The organism is Micromonospora sp. NPDC093243, from assembly GCF_044753725.1.
Classification (GTDB): Bacteria; Actinomycetota; Actinomycetes; order Mycobacteriales; family Micromonosporaceae; genus Micromonospora.
Genome location: NZ_JBIVNT010000006.1, coordinates 545,126 through 564,906 on the forward strand (window position 1 = coordinate 545,126; position 19,781 = coordinate 564,906).

Sequence of the window (19,781 nt, forward strand, 5' to 3'; positions counted from 1 at the left end):
ACGTAGTCCGAGGCGGGCCGCACGCTGCCGAAACAGAGGGAAGATGAGCCGAAACGGCGATCCGGTCGCCACGCCCTACCGACCGCGGCCGACCCTGCACGACGTCGCCGCCATGGCCGGCGTCAGCATCAAGACCGCCTCCCGCGTGGTCAACGGCGAGAACGGTGTGACGCCGGCCAAGGTCGCGGCGGTCCGCCGAGCGGTCCTTCAGCTGGACTACCGGCCGAACGTCTCGGCCAGCGCGCTGCGGCGGGCCAGCGGCCGGACGGCGGCCATCGGCATGGTGCTCGAAGATCTCGCCAACCCGTTCTCCAGCGCCCTGCTGCGCGCGGTCGAGGATGCCGCCAACAGCCGGCAGGTGCTGATCCTCGCCGGAAGCGTCGACGAGGACCAGGAGCGCGAGCGCAGCCTGGTCCGCGCGTTCAGCGAGCGACGGGTCGACGGGCTGATCATCGCGCCGGTCGGCGAGGACCAGGGATACCTGCGTGCCGAGCTGGAGGCCGGCACGCCGCTCGTCTTCGTCGACCGCCTGCCCCAGGGCCTGCCCGCGGACTGCGTCCTCTCCGACAACGAGGGCGGCGCCCGGGCGGCCGTGCACCACCTCGCCGACACCGGCCACCGCCGGATCGCCTACCTCGGCGACCTGCAGATCGTCCCCACCGCGCAGCAGCGGTTCGCCGGCTACCAACGCGCCAGCCTCGAGCGCGGCCTGCCGTGGAACCCGGCCCACCACGTGCACGACCTGCACACCATCGACGAGGCGGCGACGGCGACGACCAGGCTGCTGCGCTCCGACGAGCCACCCACGGCGCTCTTCGCCAGTCAGAACCTGGTGACCATCGGCGCCATCACCGCGCTGCAACAGCTCGGCCTCGAGGACACCGTGGCGCTCGTCGGCTTCGACGACTTCCCGATGGCCGACCTGCTCAAGCCGCGGGTGAGCGTCATCGCCCAGGACCCGTTCCAGATGGGCCGGGTGGCCGCGGAGCTGCTCTTCCAGCGGCTCGACGGCGACCGCGACGCGCCCCGGCGGATGGTGCTGCCGACGACGACGATCCTGCGCGGATCCGGCGAGATCCCACCCGCGTCGCCCTAGGCGCCGCCGGGCCGGATGAGGCACATGCCGCCCGGCCCGGGCCGGTCCATCGTGGCCAGGGCGTCGGGCGTCTCGGCGAGGTCGATGGTTCTGGTGACCAGCTCGGCTGGGCGCAGGACGCCCGCAGCGACCAGCCCGAGCAGCTCCGGGTAGGCGTGCGCGGCCATGCCGTGACTGCCCCGCAGCTCCAACTCGTACGCGATGACGAGCTCCATCGGCAGCGCCGGGCGGCCCTGGGCGGCGGGGAGCAGCCCGACCTGCACGTGCCGGCCGCGCCGCCGCAGGCTCTCGATGGAGGCGGCGCAGGTGGCCGGACTGCCCAACGCGTCGAGGGAGAGGTGAGCGCCACCGGCGGTCGCCTCCCGGACGGCCGCGGCGACCGCGCCCGGTGCGGCAAGGGCGCGGCCGTCCAGGCAGACCGTGGCGCCGAAGCGCCGCGCGAGCGCGAGCGCGCCGGGGGCGACGTCGACCGCGACCACCCGCGCGCCGCACGCCGCCGCGATCATCACCGCGGAGAGCCCGACCCCGCCGCAGCCGTGCACCGCGACCCACTCGCCGGCGGCCACCCGCCCCTGGGTGACCACCGCCCGGAACGCCGTGGCGAAGCGGCAGCCGAGCGCCGCCGCCGCCGGGTAGTCCAGTTCGTCGGGGAGCCGGACCAGGTTGACGTCCGCGTTCCGCACCGCCACGTACTCCGCGAAGGATCCCCATCCGGTGAAGCCCGGCTGCGTCTGCCGCTCGCACACCTGCTGGTCGCCCGCGAGGCAGGCGGGGCACCGGCCGCACGCGCAGACGAAGGGCGCGGTGACCCGGTCTCCGGGCCGCCAGCCGCGTACGTCGGCGCCGACCGCCGTGACGACGCCGGCGAACTCGTGACCCGGGACGTGGGGCGGGCGGATGTCCGGGTCGTGTCCCTGCCAGCCGTGCCAGTCGCTGCGGCACAACCCGGTCGCGTCGACGCGGATGACCGCGCCCCCGGGCGGCGGCACCGGCTCCGGAACATCGCGGACCTCGGGTCGGACACCGAACTCGTCGAAGATCACCGCTCGCATGCGCGCGATCCTCACATACGCCACCTGGGTGGGCCTACCCCGTCGGCGACCGGGCCCGGCTTGCACGCCGGCCCGAATGATCCAGCGCTCGGCACTGCCGATCCGTTTCGCGGCCGGGGTAGTTTCCTCATGTTTCGCGAATTTCCGCCGTTCAGCAGGCATTCGCCCGGTGCTGCCCGGCGCCGCCCTGGCTACGGTGTCCCGCATGCGTCACGTCTGGACCATGATCACTGCCATTGTCGTCGCGCCGCTGGCGTGGTTGTTGCTCGCGTACGGGCAGGACCGGACCCTGCAGGCCTTCGCCACCGGGGAGAGCACGGGAACGCTCGCCACCGCGGCGTTCGTCTGGCCGGCGGTGTGCCTGGCCGCCGCGGGGCTGCTGCTGGGCCTGATCGCCACACTGCGGGTGTCTCCGCTCGGCGCCGTGCTCACCGGGCTGGCCTACACGGCCAGCTACCTGGCCCTGCTGGTGGACCCGGACGCGGTCCTGGGCCTCTTCCCGAAGAGCCTGTCCCTCGCCGGTCGCAGCGTCGACCCGACGATGCCGCTGCGTACCGGCGGGGCGCTGCTGCTCGGCGCGTTGCTGCTGGTCGGTATCGCTAGCGTCGGCAGGTGGCGGCGGTGGCCGGCGCCCGCGGTCGCCGAGGCGGAGCCCGACCTCGAGGTCACCCAGCCCGAGGACCGCCCGCTCGGCGTGGAGGGTCTCGGATTCGCAGCCGAACCGACACCGGCTTCCACCGCCTCGCTGGCGCGCGCGTTCGACCGCGCCGGTCGGCCCTGACCATCGCCCCGGACGCCGATCTGGGCTCGCCTCAGGGCTTCCCGTCGTGGGACCGGCCGGGACCGCGCCGGGTACCGCGACGCCAGAAGGGGGTCAGGAGGACCAGGACGACGAGGACCAGGACGGCGCCGAGGCCGAGCCCGACGGGCAGCACCAATGAGGCGGACTCCTCGGCCGGCTCCGAACGCTCGCCCTTGACCGGCACCACCGGACGGTCGTACTTCTTCTCCTCGGGCGCGACCAGGTGGCCGACCGACGCGCCGGGGCGCAGCGCGAATCCCCAGTTGAGCAGGGCGCTCGCCTCGCCCAGGCTGCCCAGCGGCGCGGTCTCCGCGCCGAGCAGCGTCACTGCCAGGCGTCGACCGTCGCGTTCGGCCACCCCGACGTACGTCTGCCGGGCGAGGTCGGTGAACCCGGTCTTCCCGCCGAGCGTGCCCGGGTAGCGACCGAGCAGCGTGGTGTCGTGGGTGATCGCGAACCCGGGCGTGCCCGGCTGCGCCGGTATCTGGGCCACGGTGGTGGCGATGTAGCGCCGGAAGTCCTCCCGGGCGAAGGTGGCCCGCGCGATCAGCGCGAGGTCGTACGCGCTGGTGTACTGACCGGGTCCGTCCAGCCCGGAGGGTGTGGCCGCGTGGGTCTGGTTGGCCCGCAGCCGATGGGCCTCGTCGTTCATCGCCCGCACGCCGCCCGGCCGTCCGTCGGCTCCGCCGCCGACGCGGGCGAGCACGTTGGCCGCGTCGTTGCCTGATTTGAGCAGGAGCCCCAGCCACAGGCTCTCGACCGAGTAACGGCCGCCGGCGCTCACCCCCATCAGCGAGCTGGCCGGGTCGAGGTCGCGCAGATCCGCCCGGGACACCTCCACCATCTGGGTCGGGTCGAGGCGGGGCATCAGCGCCGCCGCCAGCAGCAGCTTCTGCACGCTGGCCGGCGTCCGGTGCTCGTGCGGCCCGCAGCCACCGAGCACCTCGCCGCTGTCGAGGTCCGCCACCAGCCAGGAGGTGGCGGTCACCGCCGGCGCCATCGGCGCACCCGGCGGAATGGCCAACCCCGCCGTCGCCAGCGCCGGCCCGCCGACCGCCGCCGCCGCGGGGTCGACCGGTGGCGGCGACGGAAGAGCCGGCGGCGGCTCGGGCGCTTTCACGGCCGGGCACCGCAGCTGCGGCGCGGCCGTCGCCCGCGTCGGTGGCCCGACGCCCACCACGGCTGCGGACAGAATGACGCTGAGCGTTACGGCGGTAACCCTTGAGGTGGTCACGTTAACGAACGGTAATCGTCGGCGCGGCCGGTGCGGCCCGATTACAGAAAGCGCGGCACGGTGACGCATCGGAGTCGCGACTCAGCTCGGTCGACGGCCCCGGGCGCGGACAAACCAGACGTGAAACGCACTGCCGGAAGGTGGCGACGAGTGCGCGCTGCAACCACGAATCAGGGGCGTCCGCACGGGCTGTTTGCCCATTTCCCGTACGTGCTGACGCTGTCAGTGAGCCTTTCGACGCCCCGCATCGCTTGCGCCGTGTTCGTCGCCGCTGGTGTCGCCCGTAGCGGCGAAGCGCCGCGTGCGGCACTCGAATGCCTCGCATTCCTTTTCTCGCGGAACGGGGTAGTGCATCAGCGCGGCAAATGACGATCATGTTGGACGGTGCACGGATCCGGTACTACGCCGTGTTACGGAGTCCTGTCTTGTCGCGGGCGTCGACGGCGGGCTCCACCGCACCCGGCGCGGGTCTAGGATGCGGGTCATGGATCGGCGTCCGACGATCTACGACGTCGCGCGCGAGGCGGGCGTGGCCGCGTCCACCGTGTCCCGGGCCTACTCCCGGCCGGGGCGGGTCAACGCGGACACGGCCCGCAAGGTGTTCCGGGCGGCGGAGCAGCTCGGTTACCGGTCCGGCCAGCTCGACGGCCAGCAGCCGGCCGGGCGTCCGCCGCAGAAGGCGATCGGTCTGGTGATCGCCGACGTCACCAACCCGTTCTACGGCGACATCATCAAGGGCGCGTACGAAGCCGCCCGCGAGGCCGGCTACCAGCTGATCCTCACCCACACCAACGAGTCGCCGGAGGTGGAGCGCACGACCATCGAGCACGAACTGGCCCAGGTCGACGGCATCGTCATCGCCAGTTCCCGGATGACCGACTCGGCGTTGCGGATGGTGGCCAAGCAGAAGGCGGTCGTCCTGCTGAACCGCATCATCCCCGAGGCGAACTGCGTGCTGAGCGACGCCGAGCGCGGCATCCACCGAGCCGTGGAGCACCTCGCGGCGCTCGGCCACGACCGGATCACCTACGTCGCCGGGCCGGAGACCAGCTGGTCCGACGGGGTCCGCTGGCGGGCGTTGCGGGAGGCCACGGCCGAGCGGGAGCTCGAGACGAAGCGGATCGGCCCGCACGAGCCCACCGTTCTCGCCGGCTTCGGCGCGGCCCGGCGGCTGGCCGAACTCGACGCGACGGCCGTGCTCGCGTACAACGATCAGCTCGCCATCGGCATCATGAAGGGGCTGCGCAAGCTGGACATCGGCGTGCCCGAGGACGTCAGCGTGGTGGGCTTCGACAACATCATCCTCGACGAGCTGGTCGAGCCGCAGCTGACCACGATCGCGTCGCCGCTGTACCGGATGGGCCTCACCGGCGTGCAGAACTGCATCGCGGTCGCGCAGGGCGCCCGGACCAGCGGCCAGCCGCTGGTCCTGCCCGTCCGCCTGGTCGTGCGCCAGTCGACCGCGCGGCGCAGGCGCGGGGGCGCCTCCGCGGCGCGGGGGACGACCAGGGTGTCCGGGCCGGCCGCGCCGGCCGCGGCGCCGCTCGGGGTCGGGTCGCGGTAGCCCCGGATCAGCGCACGGCAGGTTGGTGCCGACCTGGGCGCATCACCCGACCCGCGCGGCCATGGCGTGCTGAGCCCAGCGGTACGACATGCGGTGCGACTCCAGTTTCGACGCCACGCTCGGCTCGTCCACCTCGATCATGAAGTCGCCGTCGTAGTCGTCCGGAATGGCGGCCAGCACGGCGTCGAAGTCGACCACGCCCAGGCCGGGTTCGGCCCAGAGTCGCTTCGTCGCCTGCACCTCGTGGTAGGCCATGCCGCTGCGCGCCGACGGGGAGAGCAGGTCGGGGAAGCAGTCCTTGATGTGGATGCCGCCGATGCGGTCCGCGTACCGCGCGATGAACGCCGCGGGGTCGACGCCGGCCCAGGTCAGGTGGCCGGTGTCCGGGCCGAACCCGATCACGTCCGGCCCGAGATCGTCGAGCAGTCGGATGATCTCGTCCGCGGTCTCGAAGACGCCGCCGACGTGCGAGTGGTGCAGCGGGCGCAGGCCCTCGGTCTGCAGCACCCGGCAGATCGCGCCGCAGTTGTCGATGGCCCGGGCCAGCCGGCCCGCGTCGAAGCCGGCGCCGACGGCCGGTTGCGCGATCCGGGCCGGGACCGACATCGAGGAGATCATCGTACGGTCGAGACCCAGCGCTGTCTGGGTGGCGGCGAACCGCTTGGCCCGCTCCACCTCCTCGGCCATGTCCACGGTCTCGTCGAAGGCGGAATTGAACAGGCTGAGTGACGGCGCCAGGCCGTACCCGCCGATCCAGTCCAGGTATTCGGCCGGACCCATGTCGTCGGGCACGTCGGCCTTGACCGCGGTGAAGCCGATCTCCTGGAAGTCGCGGAAGGCCGCGTCGAAGACGTCCCGCGTCTTGCCGGCCCGGCTCCAGTAGGGGATGGGGTTGGCGGCGATCCGGTTCACGAGAGGCTCACCGGCCGTCCGGTCCGGGCCGACTCGTACGCCCCGGTGATGACGGCGATCGACTGGCGGTTGGTCTCCAGGTCGACGCGGAGCTTCTCGGTGCCGTTCAGGGCGCCGAGGAAGTTGAGGTACTGCAACCGGTGCGCGTCGGACAGCTGCCCCGGATCGCTGCCGGCGGTCGGCACGGCCCGGTTCTCCGTCGCACCCATCAGCTTCTCCTCCCGGTCCGCGCCGCCGGCGGTGACCTGGAAAAAGGCGAGCTGGTCGTTGTCGATGACCGCCGAGCCCCGATCGCCGTGCACCTGCATCCGCGCGCTCAGTCCCGGGTACGCCGCGGTGCTCGCGTGCAGCACGCCGAGCGCGCCGCTGTCGAAACGCACCACGCCGACCGCGACGTCCTCCACCTCGATCCGCTCGTGCGCCAGCGTGCCGGCGTACGCGAACACCTCGACCGGCCGGCCCAACGCGGCGACGAGCAGGTCGACCGTGTGCACGCCCTGGTTCATCAGCGCGCCACCACCGTCCAGCTCCCAGGTGCCCCGCCAGTCGCCGGAGTCGTAGTAGCTCTGCCCGCGCCACCAGTCGATCGAGGCGATGCCGGAGGTGAGCCGGCCGAGCTCGCCCCGGCCGATCGCCGCGAGCGTCGTCTCGGTGGCCGGGTCGAAGCGGTGCTGCGAGATCACCGTCACGAGGGTGCCGGCCTTCTGCCGCGCGGCGATGATCTCGTCGGTCTTCGCCACGGTGATCTCGGCCGGCTTCTCCACGATGACGTGCTTGCCGGCGTCGAGGGCCTCGACGGCGACTTCGCCGTGCCGGCCGGTCGGCGTGCAGACCACCACGACGTCGATCTCCTCGGCGGCCAGCGCCGCGGTCAGCGAGCCGTACGCTCGGCCGCCGCGCGACGCGGCGAGCTGCTCCGCGCGCTGCCGCTCGACGTCGGCCACCGCGACCAGCTCCACCTGCTCCGCGAGCTGGCTCATCACCAGGCCGTGGTGGTTGCCGATCACGCCGGCGCCCACCAGGGCGAACTTCGTCCGTGTGCTCACGCGTACTCAATCCCCTCGGTTGTCAGAAGGTCCGTGAACGCCTGCCACGCCCGGCGGAACTGCTCGGGCCCGGAGAATCCGCCGGTGGCGTGCCCGGCCGCCAAATGCGGTTCGAGGGAGAAGAACCCGTCGAAGCCGTCGTGGCGCAGCGCGCGGAGGGTGCGGGCCACCTCTCCGTCACCGTGGCCTGCGGGCACCACCGTGCCGTCCGCCGCCAGGGCGTCCTTGATCTGCACGTACTCCAGGTGCTTGCGCAGGATGGCGTACCCGTCGGTGTACGGCCGGACGCCGACCTGGACGAAGTTCGCCGGATCCCAGGCGAGCCGCAGGTGCGGCGAGCCGACCGACCGCACCAGGTCGAGGCACCGCTCCGGGATGTCGCCGTAGATCGCCTTCTCGTTCTCGTGCAGCAGGATAAGGTCGGCGTTCTCGGCGACCCGGGCGAGGGCCCGCATCCGGTCGATCACCTCGGCCCGGTGCTCGGCCGGATCCGCGTCGGGACGCAGGAAGAACGAGAAGATCCGGACGTACGGCGCGTCGAAGAAGCGGGCCACCTCGGCGGCGTGGCGCATCCGCTCCAGGTGCGGCGGAAAGTCCTCGTCGATGGAGATCTTGCCGATCGGCGAGCCGATGCTGGACACCTTCAGCTCGTGCGCCGCCAGGGTCTCCTTCATCCGGGTGAGCTGCTCTGGCGCCAGGTCCAGGATGTTGACGTCCCAGGCGCTGCGTATTTCGACGTACTTCAACCCCAGCGCCGCCGCCACCGCGCACTGCTCGGTGAAGTCGGGGGAGATCTCGTCGGAGAATCCGGACAGCGTCCACATCGGCGGTGGCCCTTCCTTGCTTAGGTGTGCTGTCGATAGACCTGATCGATCAGGCGCAGAGACCTGGTGCCCTCCTCGACGCCGAGCCAGAACGGAGCCGGCTCGGGCAGCTGTCGGTAGAAGTCGGCGATGAGCAGCTCGTGCGACGCGCCCCAGTACGCGCGGCCACCGGGGCCGCTCCGCCGCTCGGCGACCACCTCGGTACGCCCGTCCGGGTAGCTGACCGTCAGGTCCCCGCGGATCAGCAGGGTCGCCCGCTCGGTGACGATCTCGATGCTCACCGGCGCGTCGTGGACGTTGGTCACGGTCGCGAAGAGCACGCTGCGCGCCCCGCCGGCGTGCTCGAGCAGCAGATGGGCGGTGTCCTCGACGTCGATCTCACCGCCGAAGCCGTACCGGCCGGTGTGGCCGCGCACCTCGACCACGTCGCCGAGCAGCCACTCCATCAGGTCCAGCGTGTGGATGGCCTGGTTGATGAGCACCCCGCCGCCGCTGCGCGCGGTCCGGCCGCGCCAGGGTCGGGCGCGGTAGTACTCCCGGTCGCGGTGCCACAGCACCGTGGCCGAGCCGCCGCGCACGGCGCCCAGCTCGCCCGACGCGAGCAGCGTACGGGCGGCCTGGGCGGTCAGGTTGTACCGGTTCTGCAGGCAGACGCCGACCTTGACCTCGGGGTGATCCTTGGCGGCGGCGATCAGCCGCTCGGCCTGCGCGACGGTGTGGGCCACCGGCTTCTCCAGCAGCACGTGTACGCCGCGCTCCAGGGCCTCGATCGCGATCGGCACGTGCTGGTCGTGCGGAGTGCAGATGTGCACCACGTCGGGGCGCAGGTCGTCGAGCAGATCGCGGTGGTTGACGTACCCCGTCGCGGCCCGGCCCGGCTCTGGGTCGCAGACACCGACGAGCTCGATGCCGAGCCGCTCGATCGCGGCGAGGTGCACCACCGACACGTCGCCGCAACCGATCACCGCCGCGGTGGCCACTACTTCACCCCGCCGGCGGTCAGGCCCCCGACCAGGTAGCGCTGGAAGGCCAGGTACAGCAGCACGACCGGGGCCGCGCAGATCAGCGAGGCCGCCATCATCTGCGAGTACACCGGCAGCGCGCCGCCCTCCTGGGTCGAGCCGAAGATCTGCAGCGCCACCGCCGCGGTCTGCGTCTCGGGCCGGGTCAGCACCGAGGCGAACAGCACGTCGTTCCAGCCGAGCAGGAAGGCGAAGATGCCCGAGACGACGATCGCCGGCAGGCTCAGCGGAAAGACGATGCGCCACAGGATGACCAGGGTCGACGCGCCCTCGGTGCGGGCGGCCTCCTCCAGCTCGCGCGGCATGCCGCGCAGGTAGGTGACCATCACCCAGGTCGAGAACGGCAGGGCGAAGGTGAGGTACGCGACGAACAGGCCCCATCGCGTGCCGATCACCGTGAGGCCGAGGTAGTTGCCGGCCGAGGAGAACAGCACGAACACCGGCAGCAGCATCAGCGTGCCCGGGATGCTCTGCAGGCCCACCAGCCCGCGCAGGATGGTCAGACGCCCGAAGAACGCGTAGCGGACCAGCACGTACGCGGTGGTGGTGCCGAGCAGGGCGGAGGCCACCGCGGTGAGCGCGCAGACGACGAGGCTGTTGACGATGCCGGTGGACAGGTCGGCGGTGGTCCAGATCTGGGTGTAGCTCTCGCCGGAGAAGGTGCTCGGCCAGAACTCGCCGCCGGCCACGCCCACGTCGGTGTTGAGCGACGCCAGCACGATGTAGAGGATCGGCGCCAGCACCATGGCGCAGAGCAGCACCGTCAGGGTGATCAGCAACGGCCGGGGGAGCAGCCGTTGGGCCTCGGCCGAGGCGGTCATCGCCGGGCTCCTTCCTCGTGCACGTCCAGCCGCACCGCCCGCAGATAGGCGAACAACGGGATGGCGATCAGGATCAGCGAGACCACGGCCATGGCCGCGCTGAGCCCGAACCGCAGGCTCTGGAAGCTGGTGACGTACACCAGCATCGGCATCACGTTGACGTCGTCCGGCGCGGGCGCGCCGAACAGCACGAACGGCAGCGTGAAGTTGTTGATGTGGTTCAGCGTGGCCAGCAGGCAGGCGAGCAGCACCGGCCCGCGCAGGTACGGCAGGATGACCCGGCGCAGCTTCGACCACCAGGTGACCCCGTCGACCGCGGACGCCTCGTGCACCTCGATGTCCACCGACTGCAGGGCGGCCAGCGCCATCAGGTAGATGAACGGCCACGCCGCCCAGATCTCCACCAGCACCAGCGTCCAGTACGACTTCGGGCCGCTGAGCCAGAGCCCGCCGTCCACGCCGGCCTTCGCGAGCGTCGCGTTGACGATGCCGTCCGGTTGCAGCATCGTGCGCCACACCGTGGCGACCACGAACGACGGCAGCACGTACGGGATCAGGAACACCGCCCGCACGATCGCCCGGCCGCGGTAGGGATTCTGGGTGACCAGCGCGGCGGCGATCCCGATCGGCACGGTGGCGACGGTGGCCAGCACGGCGAACGAGACGCTGATCCAGACCGAGTGCAGCAGGCCGGAGCCGACCGACTCGACGTAGTTGTCCAGCCCGATGAACGGTGCCTCGATCCACCGGCGCAGCGTGTACTGGTCGAGGTCGATCGCCGAGATCCACAGCGCCAGGACCAGCGGGATCAGGATGACCAGGACCATCAGCACCCCGCCGGGGGTGAGGAGCCACAGCGGACGCTGTCGCTCCGTCACGCCCCGGCGGCGCCGCTGGGGCGTCGGCTTCGCCGTCCGCACCTCAGGCGTGAGGGTGCTGTTGACACCCATCTACTTGACCCGGTCGAGTGCCGACTGTGCGGCCTTCTGCGCCGTGGCCAGCCGGCTGTCGATCTGCTCGGGGCTGATCGGGCCTTTGGAGAGGTCCGGGATCGACTGCACCACCGCGTTGGTGAGCGCCAGCTGGATGTCCGCCCAGGCGCCGGTGAACGGGGTGGACACGGACTTCTGCTGCGCCTGGACGACCACCTCCAACTTCGGGTCCGACAGCAACGTCTGCGCCGCGGCGGCGTTCGCCGGCAGTTGGCCCAGCCGCTGGTAGAGGTCCAGCTGTGCGTCCTGGTCGGTGATCAGCTTGACGAACTGGAAGGCCAGGTCCTTGTTCTTGGAGTAGTCCGCCACCAGCAGGTTGTCCCCGGAGAGGATGCTCGCGGCCTCCACGCCGTTCGCCGGCCGGGTGGTGGCGCCCGGCGGCACGGTGGGTAGCAGGGCGAACTTCCACTTACCCTTGACCGCGCCGGCGTCGAGCGCCTTCGCGGCGAGCGCGGAGGTCAGCGCCATGTAGCCGGTCTTGCCCTTGGCGAACTCGCCGATGGCCTGCGAGTTGGACCAGCCGACCGCGGCCGGGTTGACCACCCGGTCGGTGGCGAGCCAGCCGAAGTAGGTCTCATAGGCCTTCTGCACCGCCGGGTCCTGGATCCGCGCCGTCTTGCCGTCCACGAGCGGGTTGCCGGCCTGGATCGACATGCCCCAGATGAACTTCCACGGGTCGAAGTTGTCCTTGTACGCCACGGCCAGCCCGTGCTGGTCACCCTTGGTGAGCCGCTTGGCGTGCTGCGTCAGCTCGTCCCAGGTGGTCGCCGGCTTGTCGATGCCGGCCGCGGTGAGCAGTTCGGTGTTGTAGACCATGACGAACGGGCGGCCCACCCACGGGATGCCGACCTGGTTCTGCTCGTCCGGGCCGGAGATGCCCAGCGACGACGGGATGAACTTGTCCTTGCCGCCGATCTTCTTCCACTCCTCGTCGCCGAGGGTGACGAACGCCTTGGTGGAGTACGCGGTCGGGGTGAACGTGGTACCGACCGCGTAGACGTCCGGGCCGCTGCCGGAGACCACCGATGTCTGGATCTTGGTCAGCTCGTCGTTGGCGGTGGCGAACGTCTCCCACTTGACCTCGGCGCCGGTCTGCGACTTGAACCGCTGGGCGATCGACTCCTGCCACGCCTGCTGTTCCGCGGGGTACTGGGTGTTAGCCCCGATCAGCACATTGATCGTCTTGCCGGAGCCGCTGGACTCGTCGCCGCCTCCGCAGGCGGCGAGCGCGGCGACCAGCGCGGTCGCACCGGCCACCGCCACCGCCGCTCGCATCTTCCGGTATGGCATCTGCTGCTCTCCTAGGGGTGTGCCGGTGCGGAGTGAGCCGCATCACTGTTACCGGATGGTTTCCGCATGCCGACGATCGGCGCAACGAGTTGCCAGTTGTTGCCACGCCGACCGAGGCAACAGGTGGCAACCGCTTGCGAACGCCGAGCGGCCCGCCCACGCTCGGGCTCATGGCCGCTCTGACGTTGCATCCCGACCGGTTGTTGCCCACCGACGCGGAAGTGCGCTCAATCGCCCGCCGCCTGTACGAGGCGGTCCGCGACCTCCCGATCGTCTCGCCGCACGGGCACGTCGATCCCCGGATGCTGCGCGACGACACCCCGTTCGCGGACCCCACCAGCCTTTTCCTCCAGCCGGACCACTACGTGACCCGGCTGCTGCACGCCGGCGGTGTGCCGCTTCAGGCGCTCGGGGTGGGGGAGGAGCCGCTGCCCGAGGACCGGGCGCGGGAGGCCTGGCGGTCGCTGTGCGCCCACTGGGATCTGTTCCGCGGCACCCCCGTGCGCTACTGGTTCGACAGCGAACTGGTGGAGATCTTCGGCGTGACCGAGCGGCCGTGCGCGCAGAACGCGGACGCGTTGTACGACCTGATCGCGGGGCAGTTGAGTCAGCCGAGCCATCGTCCGCGCGCCCTGCTACGCCGCTTCGGCATCGACTTCCTGGCCACCACCGACGACCCGGCCGACGACCTCGCCGCGCACGCGGCGCTGCGCGACGCCCCGGACGTCGACACCACCGTGGCGCCCACCTTCCGCCCCGACAGGTACCTGGAGATCGGCCGGCCGGGGTGGCCGGAGAAGGTCAAGGAGTTGGGCGGCGACGTCGGCGACTACGCCGGGTACCTCGCCGCGCTGGAGGAACGCCGTCGGTACTTCGTCGCGCACGGCGCGGTCTCCGCCGACCACAGCCACGCCGACGCGGGCACCGAGCCGTTGGAGCGGCACGAGGCGGAACGCATCTACCGCGCGGCCCGCGCCGGCACGGTCTCGCCGGCGGAGGCGACCGCGTTCCGCCGACACATGACCTTCGAGATGGCGCGCATGTCGTGCGACGACGGCCTGGTCATGACGCTGCACCCGGGCATCTACCGCAACCATCACCCGGCCACCGCGAACCGGTTCGGCCCGGACACCGGGCACGACATCCCGACCGCCGTCGAGTTCACCCACGCGCTGCAACCGCTGCTCGCCCGGTTCGGCACCCACCCGGGATTCCATCTGGTGCTGTTCACCGTGGACGCGGAGGTCTACAACCGGGAGATCGCGCCGCTCGCCGGCTTCTACCCGGCCGTGTACGCCGGAGCGCCGTGGTGGTTTCTGGACAACCCGTCCGAGATCCGCTGCTACCAGGCGGCGGTCACCGAGATCGCCGGGTTCTCCCGGCTGTCCGGGTTCATCGACGACACCCGCGCGTTCTGCTCCATCCCGGCCCGGCACGACATGTCCCGCCGCCTCGACGCGGGGTTCCTCGCCGGGCTGGTCGCGGCGCACCGGCTGGACGAGGACGAGGCGCTCAACACGCTCACCGCCCTGGTCAGCGACCAGCCGCGCAAGGTCTTCAAGCTGTGAGGCCGCACCGGACCACCAGACCGCCGGTCCGCATCGTCCACCTCGGGCTGGGCGGGTTCTTCCGGGCGCACCAGGCCTGGTACACCGGTGCCGCCCCGGACTCGGCACGATGGGGGATCGGCGCGTTCACCGGCCGGTCGCGGGCGCTGGCGGACCAGCTGACCGAGCAGGACGGGCTCTACACGCTCGTGGTCCGCGGGCCGGACCGCGACGAGATGGCCGTGCAGACCGCGGTGTCGGCCGCGCATCCGGGCACCGACCTGCGCTCGTGGTGCGCGTACCTGGCCGAGCCGGACGTCGCGGTCGTCACACTGACGGTCACCGAGGCGGCGTACCGGCGGCACCGCGACGGCGGCCTCGACCTCGACGCTCCGGACATCCGGGCCGACGTCAGCGCGCTACGTCGCGGCGCCGGGGTGACCACCATGCCCGGCCGTCTCGTCGCCGGTCTGGCCGCGCGGCGTATCGCCGGGGCCGGTCCTCTCGCCGTGGTCTCCTGCGACAACCTGCCGGGCAACGGCGAGGCCACCGCCCGGGTGGTGCACGACCTGGCCGCATCGGCTGAACCGGGGCTGAGCGGGTGGATCGCCGAGAACGTCTCCTTCGTGACCACCATGGTGGACCGGATCACGCCCCGGACCACGCCGGAGGACGTGCGCGCGGTGGCCCAGCTGACCGGGTACGAGGACGCGGTGCCGGTGGTCACCGAGCCGTTCTCCGAATGGGTGCTCAGCGGCGACTTCCCGGCCGGCCGCCCGGCGTGGGAAGCGGCAGGCGCTCGGTTCGCCGACGACATCACCCCCTACGAGACGCGCAAGCTGCTGCTGCTCAACGGTGGGCACAGCCTGCTGGCATACGCCGGCAGCGCGCGCGGGCACGACACCATCGCGGCCGCGGTCGCCGACCCGGTCTGCCGCGGCTGGCTGGACCAGTGGTGGGGCGAGGCCGCGCGGCACGTGCCGCTGCCCGCCGTCGAGCTGGCCGACTACCGGACGACCCTGCTCCAGCGCTTCGCGAACCCGCGGATCCGGCACACGCTGGCACAGATCGCCGCGGACGGCTCGCAGAAGTTGCCGATCCGGCTGCTGCCGGTGCTGCGCGGCGAGCGGACCGCCGGCCGGATGCCCACCGGGGGCGCGCGGATGCTGGCCGCCTGGATTCAGCACCTGCGCGGGGCCGGCGCGCCGGTGAACGACGCCGGCGCCGGCCCGTACCAGCAACGAGCGGGGTCGGCGCGAGACGTGCTGGCGCTGCTCGCGCCGGACCTGGCCGGCGACACGGACCTCATCCACGCGATCGACGAGGCGGGCGCACATCTACCGTTGCGCCCGTGAACCGTTTGGCCGCCGGACGCGGATAACAGGTGATGCTTCCCGACTCCGCGAAAGGCCCTACATGAAACACCTGCGGCGAGCAAAGGATGTCGATGTCGGTGCGGTGGCGGACGCAACGATCATCGCGCGGTCCGTGCAGGAACCGGAGATCTTCTCGGCGATCTTCGACCGGCACGCGCCGCACATCCATCGCTACCTCGCCCGGCGTCTCGGCGTGCCGGCCGCGGACGACCTGGTCGCCGAGACGTTCCTCGCGGCGTTCCGTCGTCGGGATCGATTCGACGTCACCCATCCGAACGCCCGGCCGTGGCTGTACGGGATCGCCACCAACATCGTCGGCCAGCACCGGCGGAACGAGGAGCGGGAGTACCGACTGCGGCAGGCGTACGTCCCCCTGACGAGCGAGGCGTCACACGCCGACCGGGTCGCCACCGCGGTGACGGCGCAATCGCTACGCCGACTCCTCCTCGACGCGTTGGCCCTGCTCTCCGACGGAGACCGCGACGTGTTGCTGCTGATCGCCTGGGAGGAGTTGACGTACGACGAGGTCGCCGCCGCCCTGGCGATCCCGGTCGGCACCGTGCGATCACGACTCAACCGAGCCCGCCGGTTGCTCCGTGAGCAGTTGGGCGGCGAACCGGCCAGCACGATCGAGGAGGCACTGAGCAATGGATGAGATGCGACTGCTCCAGCAGGTCGGCGACGAGACCGTGCTGCCGACGGCCGAGCGGTTGGCGCCGGCCCGCACGCGGCTGACGACCGTGATGACCGCGATGGCCGCGCCGTCTCCCGCACTCACGACCTCGACCGTCCCCCCGACGCCTCCTCGTTCGCGGCGACCGGTCTGGCGACTCGTGCTCACCGGGGTGGCGGCGGCGGGCGTGGCGGCGTCGCTGGCTTCGGTACTCGTGCTTGCGCCGGACCCGCTCGGTGGCAGCACGCCGGCCGCCCGGGCGGATGCCGCCCAGGTTCTCCGGAACGCGGCGGCCGCCGCGCTGGAAGTGCCGGACGTCAGTCCCCGGCCGGGCCAGTTCGTCTATTCACGCAGCCAGGAGGGTCCGGGAATCCGGGAGAGTTGGCAGTCGGTGGACGGAACCCGGGACGGTCTGGTCATCGAGACCTCTGCCGCCGGCCGCACGGAAATGGTCGTGCCCGGCTGCCGGAACGGGCGAGCCGCGGTGGTCAAGGGCGACCAGGTGGTGCCGGGCAGGACCGAGCGGTGCATCCCCGCACCCGCCTACCGCGCCGACATGCCCACCGACGCCGCCGCCATGCGGGCCTTCCTGACCGAGCATCGCAGCGGTGAACCAGGCGACGCCAATGCAGCCGGCAAGGACGTCCTCTACTACCTCACCGACAGCTACCTGCGCCCTCGATCCCGTGCGGCGCTCTACGAGGCGGCGGCGACGACGCCGGACCTGCAGGCTGTGGAGCACGTCAAGGATGGCGCGGGCCGATCAGGCATCGGGATCACCTGGCCGTCGACGGGCGGCTCGGGCCAGGTCGTGCTCGTCTTCCACCCCGAGACCTACGCCTTCCTCGGCGCGGGCGGGTCGGCGGGGTCGTCGGCCGTGCTGGCCCTCGCCGTCGTCGACCGGGTCGGTCAGACACCCTGAGTTTCCGCTGACCGGGCGGGCGCCTCGGCGCGCCCGCCCGGTGGCCGCCCGCTCGGTGCCGAGCCGAGCGGCGGTCGTGCTAGGACTTCCACCCGGGATCGCGGCCGGTGAGCCCGAGGACCCGGTCGAACAGGGGAGCGTCGGCGGGCAGGGAGACCGCCGGCCCGAACAGGCCGGGGGTGCCGTCGCTGCTCGCCTGCTGCGACACCAGGCCGTGGACCGTCTCGACGGTACGGTCGTCGACGTCGTATCGCTGCCCGGTCGAGCTGGCGAGATCCCATCCGTGGATGACCAGCTCGTTCAGCGCGACGACACCCATGATCCCGGCCGGCAGCACCACCCCGGCGACCGCGACGTCGCCCGTCCAGGCGGCCGGCTCACGCCACGCGGAGACCAGCTCGTCGAGCTGCGCCGGCAGCCGGGTGCGCCACCGCGGGTCGTGCTCCGCTGCGGCGGGATCGTCCGGGCCAGCCGGCGCGGGGTCGGGCCCCTTCTCGGCGGCGATCCGGAACGCGACCGTCAGCCCCATGAGGTGGTGGAGCAGGTCGGCGACCGTCCATTTCCCGCACGGGGTGGGGCGGCCGAGTTGGTCGTCGGTCACCCCGCCCAGCAGCGCCGCCAGCGCGCGGGCCGCCGGCTCGAAATCAACTGTGTCCTTACTGTCGATCATTGGTCTCTCCTCAGTCGTGGACACGTCCGCACGCTACGCGTCGGGACCGACAGGACAGTTCGCATCGCGCAGCGCCACTGCTGCGCCGTGGTTCGGCTCAGTTGCCGGAATCAGTCTCTCCACGGGTACGGGTTGAGGGGCTCGACGTCCCGAAGCCACGCCGGACGTGTTCTTCCGGAGTCGGCTGTCGCGCCCCATTCGCACGCCGGGCCGGCCTCCTGGTCGATCTCCAGCCCCGAGTCGTCAGGTGCGGTCGCGAACAGCTCCAGATCCTCGGCGTAGCGGACCAGCAGCTGCCGCCACGACGGGGCCAGGACGTGCCAGGTGGTTGCCTCGGGATCAACCCGAACCACCTGGCCCGGCGTGCCCCCCGGTGGCGGATCAAGGTCGAGGAACCAGTGCACGTCGCCGTTCATCGTGCCCACGAACACCCGGTCGGCCCCGCTCAGAGTCGGCCGCACCGGTCCGCTCACCTGGATCATGCCCCGGTCGACCAGGTAGGCCCAGACTCGAGGATCGTCGAAGACCGGGTCGGGGTCGAACGTCGTGCGCCACATCCGCGTCGCCTCGACGATCTCGTCGGTGTCGTATAGGTAATCCAGCGGCACCGGGCTGGGCCAACCCCACGTCGTGCCGCCGTGAACGCGCAGACTGGCGCGGACGTCCGGTGGCAGCACCACCGCCAAGGCGGTCTCCACCGCATCGATCGCGTGCGCCTCGGCCGGCGCCCCGAGCCGCCCCAGCGAAGCCGGCAGGACCCGGCCCAGGCTGGCCTCGATCCGCGCCCAGGCGTCGGCCACGTCCTCGTCTGCGTGCGTACCCGCGTCGGTCACGACGCGGATTCTAGGCATCACTCCACAACCGACGCAGGCCCGACGATCTCGCTGACGGCGACGGGGGCATGCCGCTGAGCCGTGGGCACCTGCCCCGGGACCGACGCGCTAGTCCGCGACGTGAATGACGATCTTCCCGCGGCGCTTGCCCGTCTCGAGCGCCTCATAACCCGAGCGGGTCTCCGTGAGGGGCAGCACGCGATCCACCACCGGCTTCAGCCGGCCGTTGTCGACGAGTTCGGCGATGGAACGCAACGCGTTCTGGTCGGGCGAGACGATGAAGTACACCCCGCGGGCGTCGTGCCGGGCTGCCTCCTGCTGGTCGGGAGGCGTGGCGGGGCTGACCAGGACGCCGCCTGCCTTCAGAACCGACCAGGACCGCGACTGCGTCGCCCCGCCGACGAGATCGATGACGACGTCCACGTCGCGGACGTGATCCTCGAAGCGGTCGTGCGCGTAGTCGATTGCCTGCTCGGCGCCCAGGCCTCTGACGAACTCCAGGTCGGCCGCCGCTGCCGTGGCGCTCACCCGAGCACCGAGACCGGCCGCGATCTGCACCGCCTGGCTGCCCACGCCACCGGCGCCGCCATGCACCAGCACGTGTTGGCCGGCCTGCAGACCGGCGTGGTCCACCAACGCCTGCCAGGCAGTCAGCGCGGACAGTGGAAGCGCCGCGGCATGGTCGTGGTCGACGGCGGCGGGTTTGGCCGCCACGACGGCCGCGGGCAGGATGACGTACTCGGCGGCGGCGCCATCGCGGGTGAAGGGGATCAACCCGTAGACCGCCTCCCCCTCGGTGGGGCTCTCCAACCCCGCCCGGGATGCCGCGACGACTCCGGAGAACTCGTGCGACGGGATGATCGGCGTGCGTTCGGGCCCTGAGCCGTCGGAGCTGTTCGTCCAGGTTGCCGGCCAGGTGAGCTCGTGCGGGGTCATGGAAGCTGCCTTGACGGCCACCAGCACCTCACCGGGCCCCGGCTCGGGCCGCGGCGCCTGCTCGTACACGAGCTGTTCCGGGCCGCCTCTGGTGTGAGCTCGCACGGCGTACATCGTGCTCATCCGACGACGTCTCCTTCCCGACCCGCATCCGGGTCAGCCCGCGTGC

General features: G+C 71.8%; 20 protein-coding genes. 8 read left to right on the top strand and 12 right to left on the bottom strand.

The window, feature by feature from the left end:
- Positions 1-43: 43 nt before the first annotated feature.
- Positions 44-1,096: a LacI family DNA-binding transcriptional regulator gene (locus ACIP9D_RS23115; RefSeq protein WP_350874830.1), complete on the top strand. Its 1,053-nt coding sequence runs from the start codon at positions 44-46 to the stop codon at positions 1,094-1,096.
- Here the strand turns inward: ACIP9D_RS23115 and ACIP9D_RS23120 are convergent.
- The gene (locus ACIP9D_RS23120) at positions 1,093-2,148 is read right to left on the bottom strand and encodes a zinc-dependent alcohol dehydrogenase family protein (protein ID WP_350874829.1); all 1,056 of its coding nucleotides are present in this window, start codon (positions 2,146-2,148) and stop codon (positions 1,093-1,095) included. The two genes, ACIP9D_RS23115 and ACIP9D_RS23120, sit on opposite strands and share 4 nt — an antisense overlap.
- Before the next feature lie 205 nt (positions 2,149-2,353).
- Here ACIP9D_RS23120 and ACIP9D_RS23125 point away from each other — a divergent pair, with 205 nt between their 5' ends.
- Entirely contained in the window at positions 2,354-2,929 is a 576-nt protein-coding gene (locus ACIP9D_RS23125; RefSeq protein WP_350874828.1) for a hypothetical protein, read from the top strand.
- Between the two features lie 31 nt (positions 2,930-2,960).
- On the opposite strand, the gene ACIP9D_RS23130 is transcribed toward ACIP9D_RS23125, so the two are convergent.
- Positions 2,961-4,184 carry a D-alanyl-D-alanine carboxypeptidase gene (locus ACIP9D_RS23130; RefSeq protein ID WP_350874827.1) on the bottom strand — a complete coding sequence of 408 codons (1,224 nt, stop codon included), beginning with the start codon at positions 4,182-4,184 and terminating at the stop codon, positions 2,961-2,963.
- A gap of 150 nt (positions 4,185-4,334) precedes the next feature.
- Between ACIP9D_RS23130 and ACIP9D_RS23135 the strand changes: the two genes are divergently transcribed.
- Together ACIP9D_RS23135 and ACIP9D_RS23140 are read left to right on the top strand one after the other, a co-directional pair.
- Positions 4,335-4,553, top strand: a complete 219-nt coding sequence (locus tag ACIP9D_RS23135; protein ID WP_350874825.1) for a hypothetical protein — start codon at positions 4,335-4,337, stop codon at positions 4,551-4,553.
- A 115-nt stretch (positions 4,554-4,668) separates the two neighbouring features.
- On the top strand, positions 4,669-5,748 hold the full coding sequence (locus tag ACIP9D_RS23140) for a LacI family DNA-binding transcriptional regulator (RefSeq protein WP_350874823.1): 1,080 nt from the start codon (positions 4,669-4,671) through the stop codon (positions 5,746-5,748).
- A 42-nt stretch (positions 5,749-5,790) separates the two neighbouring features.
- Here the strand turns inward: ACIP9D_RS23140 and ACIP9D_RS23145 are convergent, their stop codons facing one another.
- From ACIP9D_RS23145 to ACIP9D_RS23175, 7 genes are read right to left on the bottom strand one after another with little or no spacing between them, the layout of a single operon-like run.
- The gene (locus ACIP9D_RS23145; protein ID WP_350874822.1) at positions 5,791-6,660 is read right to left on the bottom strand and encodes a sugar phosphate isomerase/epimerase; all 870 of its coding nucleotides are present in this window, start codon (positions 6,658-6,660) and stop codon (positions 5,791-5,793) included.
- A complete protein-coding gene (locus ACIP9D_RS23150) occupies positions 6,657-7,706 on the bottom strand; it encodes a Gfo/Idh/MocA family oxidoreductase (RefSeq protein WP_350874820.1) in 1,050 nt (349 codons plus the stop codon). Before ACIP9D_RS23150 ends, ACIP9D_RS23145 begins: the two co-directional genes overlap by 4 nt.
- Positions 7,703-8,530 carry a sugar phosphate isomerase/epimerase family protein gene (locus ACIP9D_RS23155; RefSeq protein ID WP_350874819.1) on the bottom strand — a complete coding sequence of 276 codons (828 nt, stop codon included), beginning with the start codon at positions 8,528-8,530 and terminating at the stop codon, positions 7,703-7,705. The genes ACIP9D_RS23150 and ACIP9D_RS23155 overlap by 4 nt, the downstream gene beginning before the upstream one ends.
- 20 nt (positions 8,531-8,550) lie before the next feature.
- The gene (locus ACIP9D_RS23160) at positions 8,551-9,510 is read right to left on the bottom strand and encodes a Gfo/Idh/MocA family oxidoreductase (protein WP_350874818.1); all 960 of its coding nucleotides are present in this window, start codon (positions 9,508-9,510) and stop codon (positions 8,551-8,553) included.
- Positions 9,510-10,373: a carbohydrate ABC transporter permease gene (locus ACIP9D_RS23165; RefSeq protein WP_350874817.1), complete on the bottom strand. Its 864-nt coding sequence runs from the start codon at positions 10,371-10,373 to the stop codon at positions 9,510-9,512. Before ACIP9D_RS23165 ends, ACIP9D_RS23160 begins: the two co-directional genes overlap by 1 nt.
- Complete coding sequence (locus ACIP9D_RS23170) at positions 10,370-11,323, bottom strand: sugar ABC transporter permease (RefSeq protein ID WP_350874816.1); 954 nt, start codon at positions 11,321-11,323, stop codon at positions 10,370-10,372. Before ACIP9D_RS23170 ends, ACIP9D_RS23165 begins: the two co-directional genes overlap by 4 nt.
- Positions 11,324-12,655 (bottom strand): extracellular solute-binding protein, encoded by a 1,332-nt coding sequence (locus tag ACIP9D_RS23175; protein ID WP_350874815.1) that lies wholly within the window; start codon positions 12,653-12,655, stop codon positions 11,324-11,326. It abuts the gene before it with no gap.
- A 170-nt stretch (positions 12,656-12,825) separates the two neighbouring features.
- On the opposite strand from ACIP9D_RS23175, the gene uxaC reads away from it, so the two are divergent.
- The 4 genes from uxaC (at position 12,826) to ACIP9D_RS23195 (ending at position 17,173) form a co-directional block, all read left to right on the top strand.
- The gene (gene uxaC / locus ACIP9D_RS23180; RefSeq protein ID WP_350874814.1) at positions 12,826-14,223 is read left to right on the top strand and encodes a glucuronate isomerase; all 1,398 of its coding nucleotides are present in this window, start codon (positions 12,826-12,828) and stop codon (positions 14,221-14,223) included.
- Positions 14,220-15,557, top strand: coding sequence for a mannitol dehydrogenase family protein (locus tag ACIP9D_RS23185; protein ID WP_350874813.1), 1,338 nt, complete (start codon positions 14,220-14,222; stop codon positions 15,555-15,557). The genes uxaC and ACIP9D_RS23185 overlap by 4 nt, the downstream gene beginning before the upstream one ends.
- Before the next feature lie 61 nt (positions 15,558-15,618).
- Positions 15,619-16,233, top strand: coding sequence for an RNA polymerase sigma factor (locus ACIP9D_RS23190; protein WP_350874812.1), 615 nt, complete (start codon positions 15,619-15,621; stop codon positions 16,231-16,233).
- Positions 16,226-17,173, top strand: a complete 948-nt coding sequence (locus tag ACIP9D_RS23195; RefSeq protein WP_350874811.1) for a CU044_5270 family protein — start codon at positions 16,226-16,228, stop codon at positions 17,171-17,173. The genes ACIP9D_RS23190 and ACIP9D_RS23195 overlap by 8 nt, the downstream gene beginning before the upstream one ends.
- Positions 17,174-17,252: 79 nt before the next feature.
- Here ACIP9D_RS23195 and ACIP9D_RS23200 read toward each other — a convergent pair whose 3' ends face one another.
- The 3 genes from ACIP9D_RS23200 to ACIP9D_RS23210 form a co-directional block, all read right to left on the bottom strand.
- Entirely contained in the window at positions 17,253-17,843 is a 591-nt protein-coding gene (locus ACIP9D_RS23200; protein ID WP_350874810.1) for a TIGR03086 family metal-binding protein, read from the bottom strand.
- Positions 17,844-17,953: 110 nt separating this feature from the next.
- Positions 17,954-18,676, bottom strand: a complete 723-nt coding sequence (locus ACIP9D_RS23205; RefSeq protein ID WP_350874809.1) for an SMI1/KNR4 family protein — start codon at positions 18,674-18,676, stop codon at positions 17,954-17,956.
- A gap of 108 nt (positions 18,677-18,784) precedes the next feature.
- The gene (locus ACIP9D_RS23210) at positions 18,785-19,735 is read right to left on the bottom strand and encodes an NADP-dependent oxidoreductase (RefSeq protein ID WP_350874808.1); all 951 of its coding nucleotides are present in this window, start codon (positions 19,733-19,735) and stop codon (positions 18,785-18,787) included.
- Positions 19,736-19,781: the final 46 nt, after the last annotated feature.